The sequence below is a fragment of the Pseudomonas amygdali genome (assembly GCF_002699855.1).
GTDB lineage: Bacteria > Pseudomonadota > Gammaproteobacteria > Pseudomonadales > Pseudomonadaceae > Aquipseudomonas > Aquipseudomonas amygdali.
The window spans coordinates 37,240-51,111 of the sequence record NZ_LKBW01000201.1; the positions used below are offsets into that span (position 1 = coordinate 37,240).

Below are 13,872 nucleotides of genomic sequence, written 5' to 3' on the forward strand. Positions count from 1 at the left end.
GTAAAGAAAGATGGCTTCGGGCTATCATGCGCAGCCGCGAAAAGGCGGCCTGTTGGCTTTGCCCAATACTATTCAATAACTGTCCGAACGTGATCGCGTTTTGCGAGCCACGTTGCGGGCAGTTTTTCGTAAACGCTCGGAGCAGAATGTGAAGAAACTTCAGCAGGTTTTGGTTTCAGGGATGACGACAGCGGCTTTATTGCTGGTTGCTGGTTGTGCAACGGAAAGCTCGCGGGCGCTGCCTGTGACAAAGGTTGAAAGTGCTGGAGTTGCCTATGCCGGTGTGCGCTATCCGGTTGTGGTCGGCAAGTTCGATAACCGCTCCAGCTATATGCGCGGGATCTTTTCCGATGGCGTCGATCGTCTTGGTGGTCAAGCCAAGACCATCCTGATCACCCACATGCAGCAAGCCAACCGGTTCAATGTGCTGGATCGCGACAACATGGAGGAGATCAAGCAGGAAGCCGCTATTAAATCTACCGCCCAGCGTCTGAAGGGTGCTGACTACGTGGTGACCGGCGACGTGACCGAGTTCGGTCGCAAGGAAGTCGGCGATCAGCAACTGTTCGGCCTGCTGGGCCGCGGCAAATCCCAGATTGCCTACGCGAAAGTCGCGTTGAACATCGTCAATATCAGCACTTCGGAAGTGGTGTACTCGACCCAGGGCGCAGGCGAGTTCGAGCTTTCCAACCGTGAAGTCGTCGGCTTTGGCGGCACCGCCAGTTATGACTCGACACTCAACGGCAAGGTTCTCGACCTGGCCATGCGCGAAGCCGTCAACAACATGGTGCGTGCGCTCGACAGCGGTGCCTGGAAACCGACTGCCAACTGATATTTCAAAAGGGAATTTGTTGTGTTCATGAATCGTTTTAATGTTTCGTTGCGCGGTGTCGCAATGCTTTTAGTCGCTGGCGCGTGCCTGACGGGCTGTGTCCAACAGCCGAAAACCTTGTACCAGTGGGGCAGTTACCAGCCTGAGGTGTACGAGTATTTCAAAGGCGAGTCCAAGGAAGCCCAGGTCGCCAAGCTCGAAGAAGACCTGCAGAAAATCCGCTCTACCAACGCAACGCCGCCACCGGGCTACCATGCTCAGTTGGGCATGCTATACGGCAGTATTGGCAAGGATGACCAGATGGTTCAGGAGTTGCGCACGGAAAAGGCACTGTTTCCCGAGTCGGCCACTTATATGGACTTCCTGCTCAAGAACGCCCACGCAGGAGTCGTCAAATGAACCTCTCTTATCTGAAAGTTGCTGTAAGCCTGTTTGCCGTTGCCCTGCTGTCGGGTTGCGTTACCCCGCCAACGGTGGACTACTCGGCCTTCAAGGAAAGCAAACCGCGTTCGATTCTGGTACTGCCGCCGGTCAACGAATCGCCTGACGTCAAAGCGACGTACAGCACCTTCTCGCAGGTGACCTACCCGCTGGCCGAGTCGGGCTACTACGTGTTGCCTGTGGCGCTGGTTGACGAGACATTTCGCAACAACGGCCTGACCAACGCCAATGATATTCAGGCGACATCGCCCGCCAAGCTGCGTGAGATCTTCGGAGCCGATGCCGCGATGTACATCACGGTCAAGCAATACGGCACCAGTTATGTGGTCATCAGTAGCCAGACCGTCGTGACGGTCACGGCAAAGCTGGTTGATCTGCGCACCGGTACTGCGCTGTGGACGGGTACCGCGTCGGCGTCCAGTGAAGAGGGCGGCAACAACAGCGGTGGCGGTCTGGTGGGTATGCTGATTACCGCGGCGGTCAAGCAGATCATCAACAGTTCGACCGATGCCGGTCATCCCATCGCCGGGATAGCCAGCAACCGACTGCTCACTGCTGGTCGGCCGGCGGGCCTGCTTTACGGTCCACGTTCGCCGAAATACGGTACTGACTGACCCTCACGCTGCTGATTTCCGGCAGGCACAAAAAAAGCGCAGCCCCGTAAAGGCTGCGCTTTTTTGTTGATCGCACGTGTCAGGTCGTTTGCCGCACCACTGCCCTGAGCAGGTGGGTCGGCGGTGTTTCACAACTGATCTTGCGACCCAGCTTCTCTTCGATGGCGGGCAACTGGTAGGAGTCGTCTTCGCCGGCGAAGCTGATGGAGACGCCATCTGCACCTGCGCGACCGGTACGGCCGATGCGGTGCACGTAGTCGTCCGGCACCTCTGGCAGGGTGAAGTTGATCACGTGGCTGATGCCGTCAATGTGGATACCACGACCGGCCACATCGGTGGCGACCAGTACGCGGATCTTGCCTTCGCGGAAGCCTTCAAGGGTCTTGATGCGCTTGTGCTGCGGCACATCGCCCGACAGTTGCGCGGCATTGACGCCATCGCGTACCAAGCGCTCTTCGATGCGTCGCACCTCGTCCTTGCGGTTGGCAAAGACCATCACTCGTTCCCAGCCGTTGTCGGTGACCAGGTTATAGAGCAGCTTGTACTTGTCGGCACCGGCAACGGCATAGATATGCTGTTCGACGTTGTCACTGGCGACGTTCAACGATTCGATTTCGACGATGGAAGGGTCTGTCGTCCATTGTTTGGCGAGGTTCATCACGTCTTCGGTGAAGGTCGCGGAGAACAGCAGGGTCTGGCGTTCACCCTTGTGCGGGGTTTGGCGGATGATCTGACGCACCTGCGGGATGAAACCCATGTCGAGCATGCGGTCGGCTTCGTCCAGGACCATAACTTCGACCATGTCCAGATGCACTTCGCCGCGCTGGTTGAAGTCCAGCAGGCGGCCAGGCGTGGCCACCAGAATATCGCAGTGCCGTGCTTCAAGTTGTTTGAGCTGCTTGTCGAAATCCATGCCACCGACGAACGTCATGACGTTCAGGTTGGTGTATTTGGTCAGGTCGGCAGCGTCCTTGGCGATCTGCACCACCAGTTCGCGAGTGGGCGCAATGATCAGCGCTCGGGGCTCACCCATGTAACGTTCGGCTGGCGGTGGCGTCTGGGTCAGTTGCTCGATGATCGAGATCAGGAACGCAGCGGTCTTGCCGGTACCGGTCTGGGCGCGACCGATCGCGTCCTTGCCTTTGAGCGTGAAGCCCAGTACGCCCGCCTGAATCGGTGTGCAGTACGGGAAACCAAGGTCCTGAATCGCGTGCATCAGTTCAGGCGCAAGGTTGAAATCGTGGAAGCGGGTCTTGCCTTCCTGTGGTTCGACGACGAAATCTTCGAGTTTCCATGCTGGCGCAGGCGGTTTTACCACGCGCTCACGACGCGGGCGCTCGGCCCTTGGCTTGTCGGTGCGCGGTGCTCTGGCTTTGGAGGGCTCGTTGACGGTGTCCGAAAGCTGAGTCTGGGCATGATCCGGTATGTCGCCTGCGGCAGCGGGGGAGGCGGGAATAAAGGCTGTCGGACCAGGCGCGCGCTGCTCAGCCTCACTTTTACCGAACATCTTTTTAAGTGCTTTGAGCACGGTCATCTCATCAATTGGTTAAGGAATGTACGCCGAGCAGTGTAAAGCAAGAACCGTGCTCGGCGTAGTGCCATCCATGGCGAGCTACAAAAGCGGTCAGTTGCATGCGGGCCCATTGCGCTTCAGCGCAGCTTGTCAGCCAGCCAGACGCCGATGTCATGGATTTCCTGCGGTAACACTTGGTGCCCCATTGTGTACTCTTGCCATTGAGCGGTTACACCCTGAGCCTTGAGGTGCTCGTACACCGTCCGGCCCATGGGGTTGTGCACCACTTCGTCGTGCTGGCCATGCAGGCAGTAGGCAGGGATGCGCTGTTGGCTGGCAGACAGCGTCATCTCATTGCTGAATGTCGGGGCATAAGTGGACAGCGCGAGGACGCCGCCCAGCGGACCCTGCCAGCGTCTATAGCCCGCGTGTAACACCACCGCGCCGCCTTGGGAAAAGCCTGCCAGAAATATCCGTGACGGGTCGATGCCGCTGTCGCGTTGTTGCTCGATCAGGTCCAGCACCTTTTGTGCCGAGGCTTCCATCTGATCGTGATCAATGGCGCGGGCCTCGGAACTCATGGCCTTGATGTCGTACCAGCTTGGCATTTCATAGCCGCCGTTGACCGTTACGGCGCGTGTCGGTGCCTGAGGCAGGACGAAACGTGTAGTCGTCAGCGACTCCTGCAGCATCTCGGCGACCGGAAGAAAATCATAGCGGTCGGCGCCCAACCCGTGCAGCCAGATAACGCAGGCATCCGCGGTGCCTGAAGGTTGGATGATCAAAGGTTCGCTCATGTCTGCTCCATTTGTGTGCGCTGGCTCATTTAGAGCGCATTAATAGGGTGCGCGGTTAGATTAAAAATGAAAGAAGATGTCGCAAGGTTACAAGTTTTTGTCTTGGCCTGTCGCTAATTCGACTTAGCCAGCATGCTGGTACGGGCTTTGCTACAGCAGGACTGGAGTCGAGTCGCTCACATCGTTCGGTAACACTATAAGGCTATTACTTATAGCGATCGAAAAGCAGCTCGGGAGTCCATGCGTCAGGATTCTCGGCACGATTCAACCTGTACCGCTCCGGTCCAGGAAAATCATGGGGTTTCAGTCCACGGGGCCGATTCTGAATGATGAAGACGAATGACGGGATGATCCTGCAGACGATTCGTGATTCAGGCCCAGCGTTGCATGACCCAAAAATAAGCCAGCACGGGTCATTAGCGCCTCACAAAGGTGCGACGCGACTGAGACACCTACACAACAAAGAGCAAACTGGAGGTTTTTGAATGAAGATGTTGAAATCCACCCTGGCTGTCGTCACCGCCCTGGCCGCATTTGGTGTAACCGGGGCTGCCAACGCCGGTGCCACCCTTGACGCTATTCAGAAGAAAGGTTTTGTTCAGTGCGGCGTCAGCGATGGCCTGCCAGGGTTCTCCGTTCCGGACTCCACCGGCAAGATCACTGGTATTGACGCTGATGTCTGCCGCGCCGTTGCAGCCGCTGTGTTCGGCGACGCCACCAAGGTCGAGTTCAGCCAGTTGAACGCCAAGGAGCGCTTCACCGCATTGCAATCCGGCGAGATCGATATCCTTTCGCGTAACACCACCTGGACCAGTTCCCGTGATGCGGGCATGGGCCTGGTGTTCACCGGCGTTACCTACTACGACGGTATCGGCTTCCTGGTAAACAACAAGCTGGGCGTGAAAAGCGCCAAGGAACTGGACGGTGCAACCATCTGCATCCAGGCCGGTACCACCACCGAGCTGAACGTCTCCGACTACTTCCGTTCGAACGGCCTGAAATACACCCCGATCACCTTCGACACCTCTGACGAAAGCGCCAAGTCGCTGGAAGGCGGCCGTTGCGACGTGTTGACTTCCGACCAGTCGCAGCTCTACGCACAGCGCAGCAAGCTGGCCAAGCCGGACGATTACATTGTTCTGCCTGAAGTGATCTCCAAGGAGCCTCTGGGCCCTGTCGTGCGTAAAGGCGACGAAGACTGGTTCTCGATCGTTCGATGGACCCTGTTCGCCATGCTCAACGCCGAGGAAGCCAAAATCACTTCCAAGAACGTTGAAGCTGAAGCCAAGTCGACCAAGAACCCTGACGTAGCCCGTATGCTGGGCGCCGACGGTACTTACGGCAAGGACCTCAAGCTGCCGAAAGACTGGGTCGTGCAGATCGTCAAGCAGGTCGGTAACTACGGCGAAGTGTTTGAACGCAACCTGGGCGAAGGCACTCCGCTGAAAATCAAGCGCGGCCAGAACGCTCTGTGGAATGCTGGCGGCATTCAGTACGCTCCACCTATTCGTTGATTGACCCGGCGCCCGGCAGGCTTCCGAGCCTGTCGGGCGTTGTTCTGTTGGATTTTTCCTGGGGCATTTCATGGAAAAGCAAATCGTCGCACCCAAGCAAAAGCTCTCTCTGAGCGATCCGAAAGTGCGCGCGTGGTTATTTCAGATCATCACTGTCGTGGCGCTGATCGCGTTGGGCTGGTTCATCTTCGACAATACCCAGACCAACCTGCAACACCGTGGTATTACCTCGGGTTTCGGCTTTCTTGAGAACAGTGCCGGTTTCGGTATTGCTCAACACCTGATCGACTACAGCGAAGCGGACAGTTATGCCCGCGTATTCGTCATCGGCCTGCTGAATACCTTGCTGGTGTCGGTTATCGGTATTGTCCTGGCGACCTTGCTGGGCTTTGTCATTGGTGTCGCTCGCCTGTCTCCGAACTGGATGATCAGCAAGCTGGCAACCGTTTATGTCGAAGTCTTCCGCAACATTCCGCCACTGCTGCAGATCCTCTTCTGGTACACTGCCGTATTCCTCACGCTGCCTGGTCCGCGTCAGGCGCATGGTTATCTGGACATGTTCTTCGTCAGCAGCCGCGGGCTGAATATGCCCAGAGCGTTGCCAGCCGAAGGTGCATGGGCGTTTCTGATCAGCATCGTGGTTGCCGTGATAGCGATCGTGATGATGGTGCGCTGGGCCAACAAGCGCTTCGAAGCCACTGGCCAGCCGTTTCACAAGTTCTGGGTCGGTCTGGCGTTGTTGCTGGTGATCCCGGGCCTGAGCATGCTGGTCTTCGGCAGCCCGGTGCATTGGGAACTGCCGCAACTGAAGGGCTTCAACTTCACCGGTGGCTGGGTGCTGATCCCGGAACTGATCTCCCTGACCCTGGCACTGACCATCTACACGGCGGCGTTCATCGCTGAAATCGTGCGTTCCGGCATCAAGTCGGTCAGTCACGGTCAGACCGAAGCTGCCCGCTCGCTGGGGCTGCGCCCCGGGCCAACGCTGCGCAAGGTCATCATTCCGCAGGCGCTGCGAGTGATCATTCCACCGTTGACCAGTCAGTTCCTGAACCTGGCGAAGAACTCTTCGCTGGCAGCAGCCATCGGTTATCCGGAAATGGTTTCCCTGTTCGCCGGTACGGTGCTCAACCAGACCGGACAGGCCATTGAAGTCATTGCCATCACCATGAGTGTGTACCTGGCGATCAGTATCAGCATTTCCCTGCTGATGAACTGGTACAACAAGCGCATTGCGCTGATCGAGCGGTGAGGAAACGCGCATGACGACTCATACTTTCAAACCTGATATGCCACCACCGGGCAAAGTGTTCGGCCCGATGGCGTGGATGCGGCAGAACCTGTTCTCCAGCTGGATCAACACCCTGCTGACCCTGTTCTCGCTCTACCTGATCTATCTGGTCGTTCCGCCGATCATCAGTTGGGCTCTACTGGACGCCAACTGGGTCGGCACGACCAAGGAAGACTGCACCAAGGCGGGCGCCTGCTGGGTGTTCATCGAGCAGCGCTTCGGCCAGTTCATGTACGGCTACTTCCCCAATGAGCTGCGCTGGCGGGTCGACCTGACCGCCGTCCTGGCGATTGTCGGTGCTGCGCCGCTGTTCATCTCGAAGTTTCAGCGCAAGGCTGTCTACGGTATTGCCTTTCTGGTGATTTACCCGATTGTTGCCTTCTACCTGCTGCACGGCGGTGCTTTTGGTCTGACCAACGTACCGACCAGCCAGTGGGGCGGCCTGATGCTGACCCTGGTGATTGCCACCGTGGGTATCGTCGGTGCCTTGCCGCTGGGTATTTTGCTGGCGCTCGGCCGTCGCTCCAACATGCCGGCTGTGCGTGTGGTATGCGTAACGTTTATCGAGTTCTGGCGCGGCGTGCCGCTGATCACTGTGCTGTTCATGTCGTCGGTGATGCTGCCGCTGTTCATGCCCGAAGGGATGAACTTCGACAAACTGCTGCGGGCGTTGATCGGCGTGATTCTGTTCCAGTCGGCGTACATCGCCGAAGTGGTACGCGGCGGCATGCAGGCCATCCCCAAGGGCCAGTATGAAGCCGCCTCGGCCATGGGCCTGGGTTACTGGCGCAGCATGGGTCTGGTGATTTTGCCGCAGGCGTTGAAGATGGTCATTCCCGGCATCGTCAACACCTTCATTGCCTTGTTCAAAGACACCAGTCTGGTGATCATTATCGGCCTGTTCGACCTGCTCAACAGCGTCAAGCAAGCTACCGCCGACCCGGCATGGCTGGGTATGGCCACTGAAGGCTATGTCTTCGCGGCCCTGGTGTTCTGGATCTTCTGTTTCGGTATGTCCCGCTATTCCATGCATTTGGAACGTAAGCTGGACACAGGCCACAAGCGTTAGGAGTTTTGTGATGAGTGAAGTTATCAATAAGCCTCTGGGCGCTGAAGGCATGATCCGCATGGAGGGCGTCCACAAGTGGTACGGCCAGTTCCATGTACTCAAGGACATCAACCTGAACGTGCGTCAGGGCGAACGTATCGTGCTGTGCGGCCCATCGGGCTCGGGCAAATCGACCACCATTCGTTGCCTCAACCGTCTGGAAGAGCACCAGCAGGGTCGTATCATCGTTGATGGCACCGAACTGACTTCCGACCTGAAGCAGATCGAGACCATCCGCCGTGAAGTCGGCATGGTGTTTCAGCATTTCAACCTGTTCCCGCACCTGACCATCCTGCAGAACTGCACGCTGGCACCGATGTGGGTACGCAACATGCCGAAAAAGAAAGCCGAAGAAATCGCCATGCATTATCTGGAGCGTGTGCGTATTCCCGAGCAGGCCCACAAGTTCCCGGGTCAGCTTTCCGGTGGTCAGCAGCAGCGTGTGGCGATTGCCCGTGCCTTGTGCATGAAGCCGAAAATCATGCTGTTCGATGAACCGACTTCGGCACTCGACCCGGAAATGGTCAAGGAAGTGCTCGACACCATGGTTGGCCTGGCAGAAGAAGGCATGACCATGCTGTGCGTGACTCACGAGATGGGCTTTGCCCGCACCGTGGCGAACCGGGTGATCTTCATGGACAAAGGCGAAATCGTCGAACAGGCCGCGCCGAACGACTTCTTCGACAACCCGCAGAGCGACCGTACCAAGCTGTTCCTCAGTCAGATCATTCACTGAGTCAGTAGCTGCTACACGGAAAACCGGGCCATGCGCCCGGTTTTTTTTGCCTGCATTTGCCATGCATCTTGTATGCAATTCTGGCTGAACCTTGTATTCGCGATGATTCTCCAACAGGATACCGCCCCCCTGAAAAGGGTCGACATACCTGATTACCGAGAAACCGATGACTGCCAAGGCTCAATCCAGCCCCCAACCGATTACCGATCAAGCCCATCCTGTTCTAAAGCGCCCCTGGCTGTTGCTGCTGGGTCTGGTGCTGGTCGCCCTCAACCTGCGCCCCGCGTTATCCAGCGTTGCGCCGTTGCTTAACGAGGTGTCCGCAAGCCTTGGGATGTCGGCTGCCGAAGCTGGTCTGCTGACCACCTTGCCGGTGTTGTGTCTGGGCCTGTTCGCGCCATTGGCACCGATTCTTGCACGGCGTTTTGGCAGTGAGCGGGTGGTTTTGGTGGTCCTCCTGACTCTGGCGTCGGGGTTGGCAGTACGCAGCCTGTTCGGCGAAGTCGGCCTGTTTACCGGCAGCCTGCTGGCGGGCGCGAGTATCGGGATCATCGGCGTATTGTTGCCCGGTATCGTCAAGCGCGATTTCCCGCACAAGGCCGGGGCGATGACCGGTGTCTACACCATGGCGCTGTGCCTGGGCGCTGCGATTGCAGCCGGTTCGACGGTGCCGCTGAGCCAGTACGTCGGCGACAGCTGGCAAATAGGTCTGGGTTTCTGGCTGGTCCCGGCGTTGATTGCGGCGCTGTTCTGGTTTCCACAGGCGCGTGAAATGCATGGCTCACATCGCGATGTCTATCGAGTTCGCGGTCTGCTGCGTGACCCGCTGGCGTGGCAGGTCACGCTGTACATGGGCCTGCAATCGTCGCTGTCGTACATTGTCTTCGGCTGGTTGCCGTCGATACTCATTGGTCGCGGCCTGACGCCGACCCAGGCCGGTCTGCTGCTGTCCGGCTCGATCATCGCGCAAGTCATCAGCGCCCTGGCGGTGCCCTATCTGGCCACACGCGGCAAGGATCAGCGTCTGGCGATCATGCTGGTCATGTCGCTCACACTGACCGGGCTGTTCGGCTGCCTGTACGCTCCGCTCGGCGGGCTGTGGGGCTGGGCGATCCTGCTGGGGATCGGGCAGGGCGGCACGTTCAGCCTGGCGCTGGCCTTGATCGTCCTGCGCTCGCGCGACTCCCACGTGGCAGCCAATCTGTCGAGCATGGCGCAAGGCTTTGGCTACACCATCGCCTCGACCGGCCCGTTTGCCGTGGGCGTGGTGCATGACATGACCGGCAGCTGGAGCGCGATTGGCTGGATCTTCGCGGTACTCGGGCTGGGCGCTATCATCGCAGGCATGGGCGCCGGTCGCGCGCGGCATGTGCAGGTGAACAGCGAGAAGGTATAAGGCCATCAATCTCTCGCCATTTTTCTCCGCGCCGCTTATCGTGCACGGATAATTCGCCAAGGGATGTGCACGCATGAACTACGAGGAACAAAGTCAGGCCAACAGCGCACTGATCACCCGCTTTTATGAGGCGTTTGCGCAGCTGGATGCCGAGGCGATGAATGCCTGTTATACCGATGACGTGCTGTTTAGTGACCCGGCATTTGGTGAATTGCGCGGGCCTCAGGTAGGCGACATGTGGCGCATGCTGACTTCCCGGGCGAAAAATTTCTCGGTGGTCTTCGATCAGGTGCGTGCCGATGATCGTGCGGGCACTGCGCATTGGGTGGCGACCTATCTGTTCAGTCAGACCGGGCGCACGGTGGTCAACGATATTGAGGCCCGATTCGTGTTTCGCGATGGCAAGATCTGCGAGCATCGCGATAATTTCGATATGTGGCGCTGGTCGCGTCAGGCCTTGGGTTTGAAGGGCCTGTTGCTTGGCTGGACGCCTTTGGTACGCAATGCCGTCAGGGCTCAGGCGCTCAAGGGTCTGAAGACCTTTTCAGAGAATCGCCGTGCCTGAGGTTGCCAGCACCGCGAGTGCGCCGACTTCCGAACAGGCAGTCGGCAAACCCTGGTTTGTCTATCTGGTGCGCGCTGCCAACGGCTCGCTGTACTGTGGCATCAGTGATGATCCGCAGCGCCGATTCGCTATGCACCAGAGCGGCAAGGGCGCGCGCTTTTTCTCTTCGAGCCCGGCAATGGCCCTGGTCTACGTCGAACAGTGGCCCAGCAAGGGTGAGGCGTTGCGTCAGGAGCGGCTGATCAAGAAACTCAGAAAAAGCGCCAAAGAGGCACTGGCAGCCAGTTACGCCTGATCCCCGATCCATGAGCGTGATGTCGTGCCATCAGCTTGAGTCTGTGGGCGGGCAGGGTGCTGCGGGTTAAGCTGTGTGCTTCCCGAGTGCGCAGAGGCTGAACATGTCCGAGTTGATTCTTCACCATTACCCCACGTCACTGTTTGCCGAAAAAGCCCGCCTGATGCTGGGTTTCAAAGGCCTCACATGGCGCTCGGTGACGATCCCGTCGATCATGCCCAAGCCCGACCTGACCGCGCTGACAGGCGGTTATCGCAGGACGCCGGTGTTGCAGGCTGGCGCAGATATCTACTGCGACACGGCACTGATGGCGCGCCGCCTTGAGCAGGAAAAGGCTTCGCCAGCGTTTTATCCGCAAGGTCAGGAGTTTTCGGTTGCCGGTCTGGCCGCCTGGGCTGATTCGGTGCTGTTCCTGCATGCCGTGAGCCTGGTGTTTCAGCCCGAGTCGATGGCTGTAAGGTTTGCCAAGGTGCCGCCAGACGCTGCCAAGGCGTTCATTGCCGACCGATCCACGCTGTTCAACGGTGGCACGGCTTCACGCCCGCCTGTCGAGCAGGTCAAGCATCAATGGCCCACGCTGATGTCACGCCTGGAGTTGCAGCTGTCGCGCGGTGGTGATTTTCTGTTTGGCGTACCTTCGATTACCGATTTTTCGGTTGCTCATACGCTGTGGTTTCTCAAGCAAACGCCAGTGACTGCGCACTTTGTCGATGATTATCCGGGTGTCAGTGCCTGGCTTGATCGCGTTCTGGGGTTTGGGCACGGCACGTTCAGCGACCTGAGTTCGGCTGATGCCATTGAAATCGCCAGAAATGCAACGCCTGCGCCCCTGCCCGACGAAGTCTTTGTTGATCCGAATGGCTTCAAGGCGGGCGACCAGGTCGCTGTCTCGGCAGTCGACTATGGCGTTGAGGCGGTTGAGGGTGAATTGATCTTTACCGGGCGCGAAGAGTTGATCCTGCGCCGCGAAGATAAACGCGCTGGCGTCGTGCATGTGCACTTCCCGAGAATGGGATTTCGGGTCGAGAAGCGCTGAAGTTTACGAAGCTCTGCGTCGCATGCCGTTCTGGACGCTCTGCGTCCTCTCTTGAGTGTGCAGTGCGGCAAAGGTCTGTGACGCGGAGCTTTGGCACGTTATTCCAGGCTATTTCAATGCTGCCAGTATCTGATCCGGGTCGAATCCCCGGATCAAGGTGCCGTTGACGTCGATCAGCGGTATGCCTCTGCCACCCAGTGCTTCGTAGGCCTTGCGGCCTTCTTCGGACTTCTCGATGTCGAACTCCTGATACGCAATCCCTTTGCTGTCGAGAAAGCGCCGCGTCTGTTTGCAGTAGCCACACCAGTCAGTGGCGTACATCACCACTTTCGCCTGGCTGTAGCTCTGCGCAACGCTTGCTGGCGGCGGGTTGACGAAGTTCTCGATCTTGCCCCAGTTCTGATAAACCACCACAACCAGCATGATCAGCGCGAACTTCTTGAGGGTGCGTATCAGCATGTCGGTTACCGTCGCTTCAACTGATCGGTCAGTTGGGTCGGCAGCCCCTTGATGATCAGGGTGCCTGCAGTTTCGTCGTACTCGATCTTGTCACCCAGCAGGTGAGCCTCGAAGCTGATCGACAGTCCTTCGGCGCGTCCTGTGAAACGTCGGAACTGGTTGAGGGTGCGCTTATCCGCCGGTATTTCCGGGGACAAGCCATAGTCCTTGTTGCGGATGTGATCATAGAACGCCCGTGGCCGCTCTTCGTCGATCAGTTCGGACAGTTCTTCCAGGCCCATCGGCTCGCCCATCTTGCTCTGGCTGCTGGCGTAATCGACCAGGGTCTTGGTCTTCTCGCGGGCTGACTCCTCCGGCAGGTCTTCACTTTCAACAAAGTCACTGAAGGCCTTGAGCAGGGTGCGGGTTTCGCCGGGGCCATCAACGCCTTCCTGGCAACCGATGAAGTCGCGGAAGTACTCGGAAACCTTCTTGCCGTTCTTGCCCTTGATGAACGAAATGTATTGCTTGGACTGTTTGTTGTTCTGCCATTCCGACAGGTTGATCCGCGCAGCAAGGTGCAACTGGCCCAGGTCCAGGTGGCGAGAAGGGGTGACGTCCAGCTCGGCATTCACTGCCACGCCTTCGCTGTGGTGCAGCAGGGCGATGGCCAGGTAGTCGGTCATGCCTTGCTGATAATGGGCAAACAACACATGGCCACCGACGGAAAGATTGGATTCTTCCATCAGCTTCTGCAGATGCTCGACCGCCGTACGCGAGAACGCGGTGAAGTCGTTGCCACCGTCCAGATACTCTTTCAGCCAGCCGCTGAACGGGTGTGCGCCGGATTCTGGATGGAACAGGCCCCATGCCTTGCCTTGTTTGGCGTTGTAGCTCTCGTTGAGGTCGGCCAGCATGTTCTCGATGGCCTGGGACTCAGCGAGTTCGGAGTCGCGTGCATGGAGAACAGCGGGCGTACCGTCGGGTTTTTTATCGATCAGGTGGACGATGCAATGACGGATCGGCATGGGCTTCTCGGCTGAAAAAGGTGAAGAGCGTGCAGCTCGTTGCAAGACGGCAAGTGTAACGCACGCGTGCGCCACTTGGCCCCGGGCAGGCTGGTTTTCGCCAGCAGGGCGTGTTTGCTGGATGTTTTTTGTGCAATTGGCATTAAAACCTAACCAAAAGGATAGGTAGAGGCGGATATTTGTCCGGCTCTGTGCGGGAGTATCAGTTTTTTTGTGTTCGGGCTGGTTAGGGCCTGCCGTCAGGCAGGCCCTTGTTTTACCAGCTCGG

Annotated in this window: 15 protein-coding genes; 11 read left to right on the forward strand and 4 right to left on the reverse strand. The window is 58.1% G+C overall.

Features of this window, described 5'->3' with window-relative positions:
• Positions 1-181: 181 nt before the first annotated feature.
• From AO277_RS14045 to AO277_RS14055, 3 genes are read left to right on the forward strand one after another with little or no spacing between them, the layout of a single operon-like run.
• The gene (locus tag AO277_RS14045) at positions 182-832 is read left to right on the forward strand and encodes a CsgG/HfaB family protein (protein ID WP_044318213.1); all 651 of its coding nucleotides are present in this window, start codon (positions 182-184) and stop codon (positions 830-832) included.
• Between the two features lie 27 nt (positions 833-859).
• Positions 860-1,231: a DUF4810 domain-containing protein gene (locus tag AO277_RS14050; RefSeq protein ID WP_004658309.1), complete on the forward strand. Its 372-nt coding sequence runs from the start codon at positions 860-862 to the stop codon at positions 1,229-1,231.
• Positions 1,228-1,887, forward strand: a complete 660-nt coding sequence (locus tag AO277_RS14055; RefSeq protein WP_002552265.1) for a DUF799 domain-containing protein — start codon at positions 1,228-1,230, stop codon at positions 1,885-1,887. The genes AO277_RS14050 and AO277_RS14055 overlap by 4 nt, the downstream gene beginning before the upstream one ends.
• A gap of 79 nt (positions 1,888-1,966) precedes the next feature.
• On the opposite strand, the gene rhlB is transcribed toward AO277_RS14055, so the two are convergent.
• On the reverse strand, positions 1,967-3,421 hold the full coding sequence (gene rhlB, locus AO277_RS14060) for an ATP-dependent RNA helicase RhlB (protein WP_002552266.1): 1,455 nt from the start codon (positions 3,419-3,421) through the stop codon (positions 1,967-1,969).
• Between the two features lie 116 nt (positions 3,422-3,537).
• On the reverse strand, positions 3,538-4,197 hold the full coding sequence (locus tag AO277_RS14065; protein ID WP_002552267.1) for an alpha/beta hydrolase: 660 nt from the start codon (positions 4,195-4,197) through the stop codon (positions 3,538-3,540).
• A gap of 485 nt (positions 4,198-4,682) precedes the next feature.
• Here AO277_RS14065 and AO277_RS14070 point away from each other — a divergent pair, with 485 nt between their 5' ends.
• The 8 genes from AO277_RS14070 (at position 4,683) to AO277_RS14110 (ending at position 12,138) form a co-directional block, all read left to right on the forward strand.
• Positions 4,683-5,711 (forward strand): amino acid ABC transporter substrate-binding protein, encoded by a 1,029-nt coding sequence (locus tag AO277_RS14070; protein ID WP_044318212.1) that lies wholly within the window; start codon positions 4,683-4,685, stop codon positions 5,709-5,711.
• A gap of 70 nt (positions 5,712-5,781) precedes the next feature.
• Entirely contained in the window at positions 5,782-6,963 is a 1,182-nt protein-coding gene (locus tag AO277_RS14075; protein ID WP_044318211.1) for an amino acid ABC transporter permease, read from the forward strand.
• Between the two features lie 10 nt (positions 6,964-6,973).
• Entirely contained in the window at positions 6,974-8,071 is a 1,098-nt protein-coding gene (locus AO277_RS14080) for an amino acid ABC transporter permease (RefSeq protein WP_005732701.1), read from the forward strand.
• A 10-nt stretch (positions 8,072-8,081) separates the two neighbouring features.
• Positions 8,082-8,846, forward strand: a complete 765-nt coding sequence (locus AO277_RS14085) for an amino acid ABC transporter ATP-binding protein (protein ID WP_003365366.1) — start codon at positions 8,082-8,084, stop codon at positions 8,844-8,846.
• Between the two features lie 166 nt (positions 8,847-9,012).
• On the forward strand, positions 9,013-10,242 hold the full coding sequence (locus AO277_RS14095) for a CynX/NimT family MFS transporter (protein ID WP_044318210.1): 1,230 nt from the start codon (positions 9,013-9,015) through the stop codon (positions 10,240-10,242).
• Between the two features lie 73 nt (positions 10,243-10,315).
• Positions 10,316-10,807, forward strand: coding sequence for a nuclear transport factor 2 family protein (locus AO277_RS14100; RefSeq protein ID WP_044318209.1), 492 nt, complete (start codon positions 10,316-10,318; stop codon positions 10,805-10,807).
• Positions 10,800-11,102, forward strand: a complete 303-nt coding sequence (locus tag AO277_RS14105; RefSeq protein WP_002552275.1) for a GIY-YIG nuclease family protein — start codon at positions 10,800-10,802, stop codon at positions 11,100-11,102. The genes AO277_RS14100 and AO277_RS14105 overlap by 8 nt, the downstream gene beginning before the upstream one ends.
• Positions 11,103-11,205: 103 nt before the next feature.
• Complete coding sequence (locus tag AO277_RS14110; protein WP_044318208.1) at positions 11,206-12,138, forward strand: glutathione S-transferase family protein; 933 nt, start codon at positions 11,206-11,208, stop codon at positions 12,136-12,138.
• A gap of 108 nt (positions 12,139-12,246) precedes the next feature.
• On the opposite strand, the gene AO277_RS14115 is transcribed toward AO277_RS14110, so the two are convergent.
• Both AO277_RS14115 and yejK read right to left on the reverse strand, forming a co-directional pair.
• The gene (locus AO277_RS14115) at positions 12,247-12,597 is read right to left on the reverse strand and encodes a glutaredoxin family protein (protein WP_002552277.1); all 351 of its coding nucleotides are present in this window, start codon (positions 12,595-12,597) and stop codon (positions 12,247-12,249) included.
• A gap of 5 nt (positions 12,598-12,602) precedes the next feature.
• Entirely contained in the window at positions 12,603-13,604 is a 1,002-nt protein-coding gene (yejK, locus tag AO277_RS14120) for a nucleoid-associated protein YejK (RefSeq protein WP_002552278.1), read from the reverse strand.
• Positions 13,605-13,872: the final 268 nt, after the last annotated feature.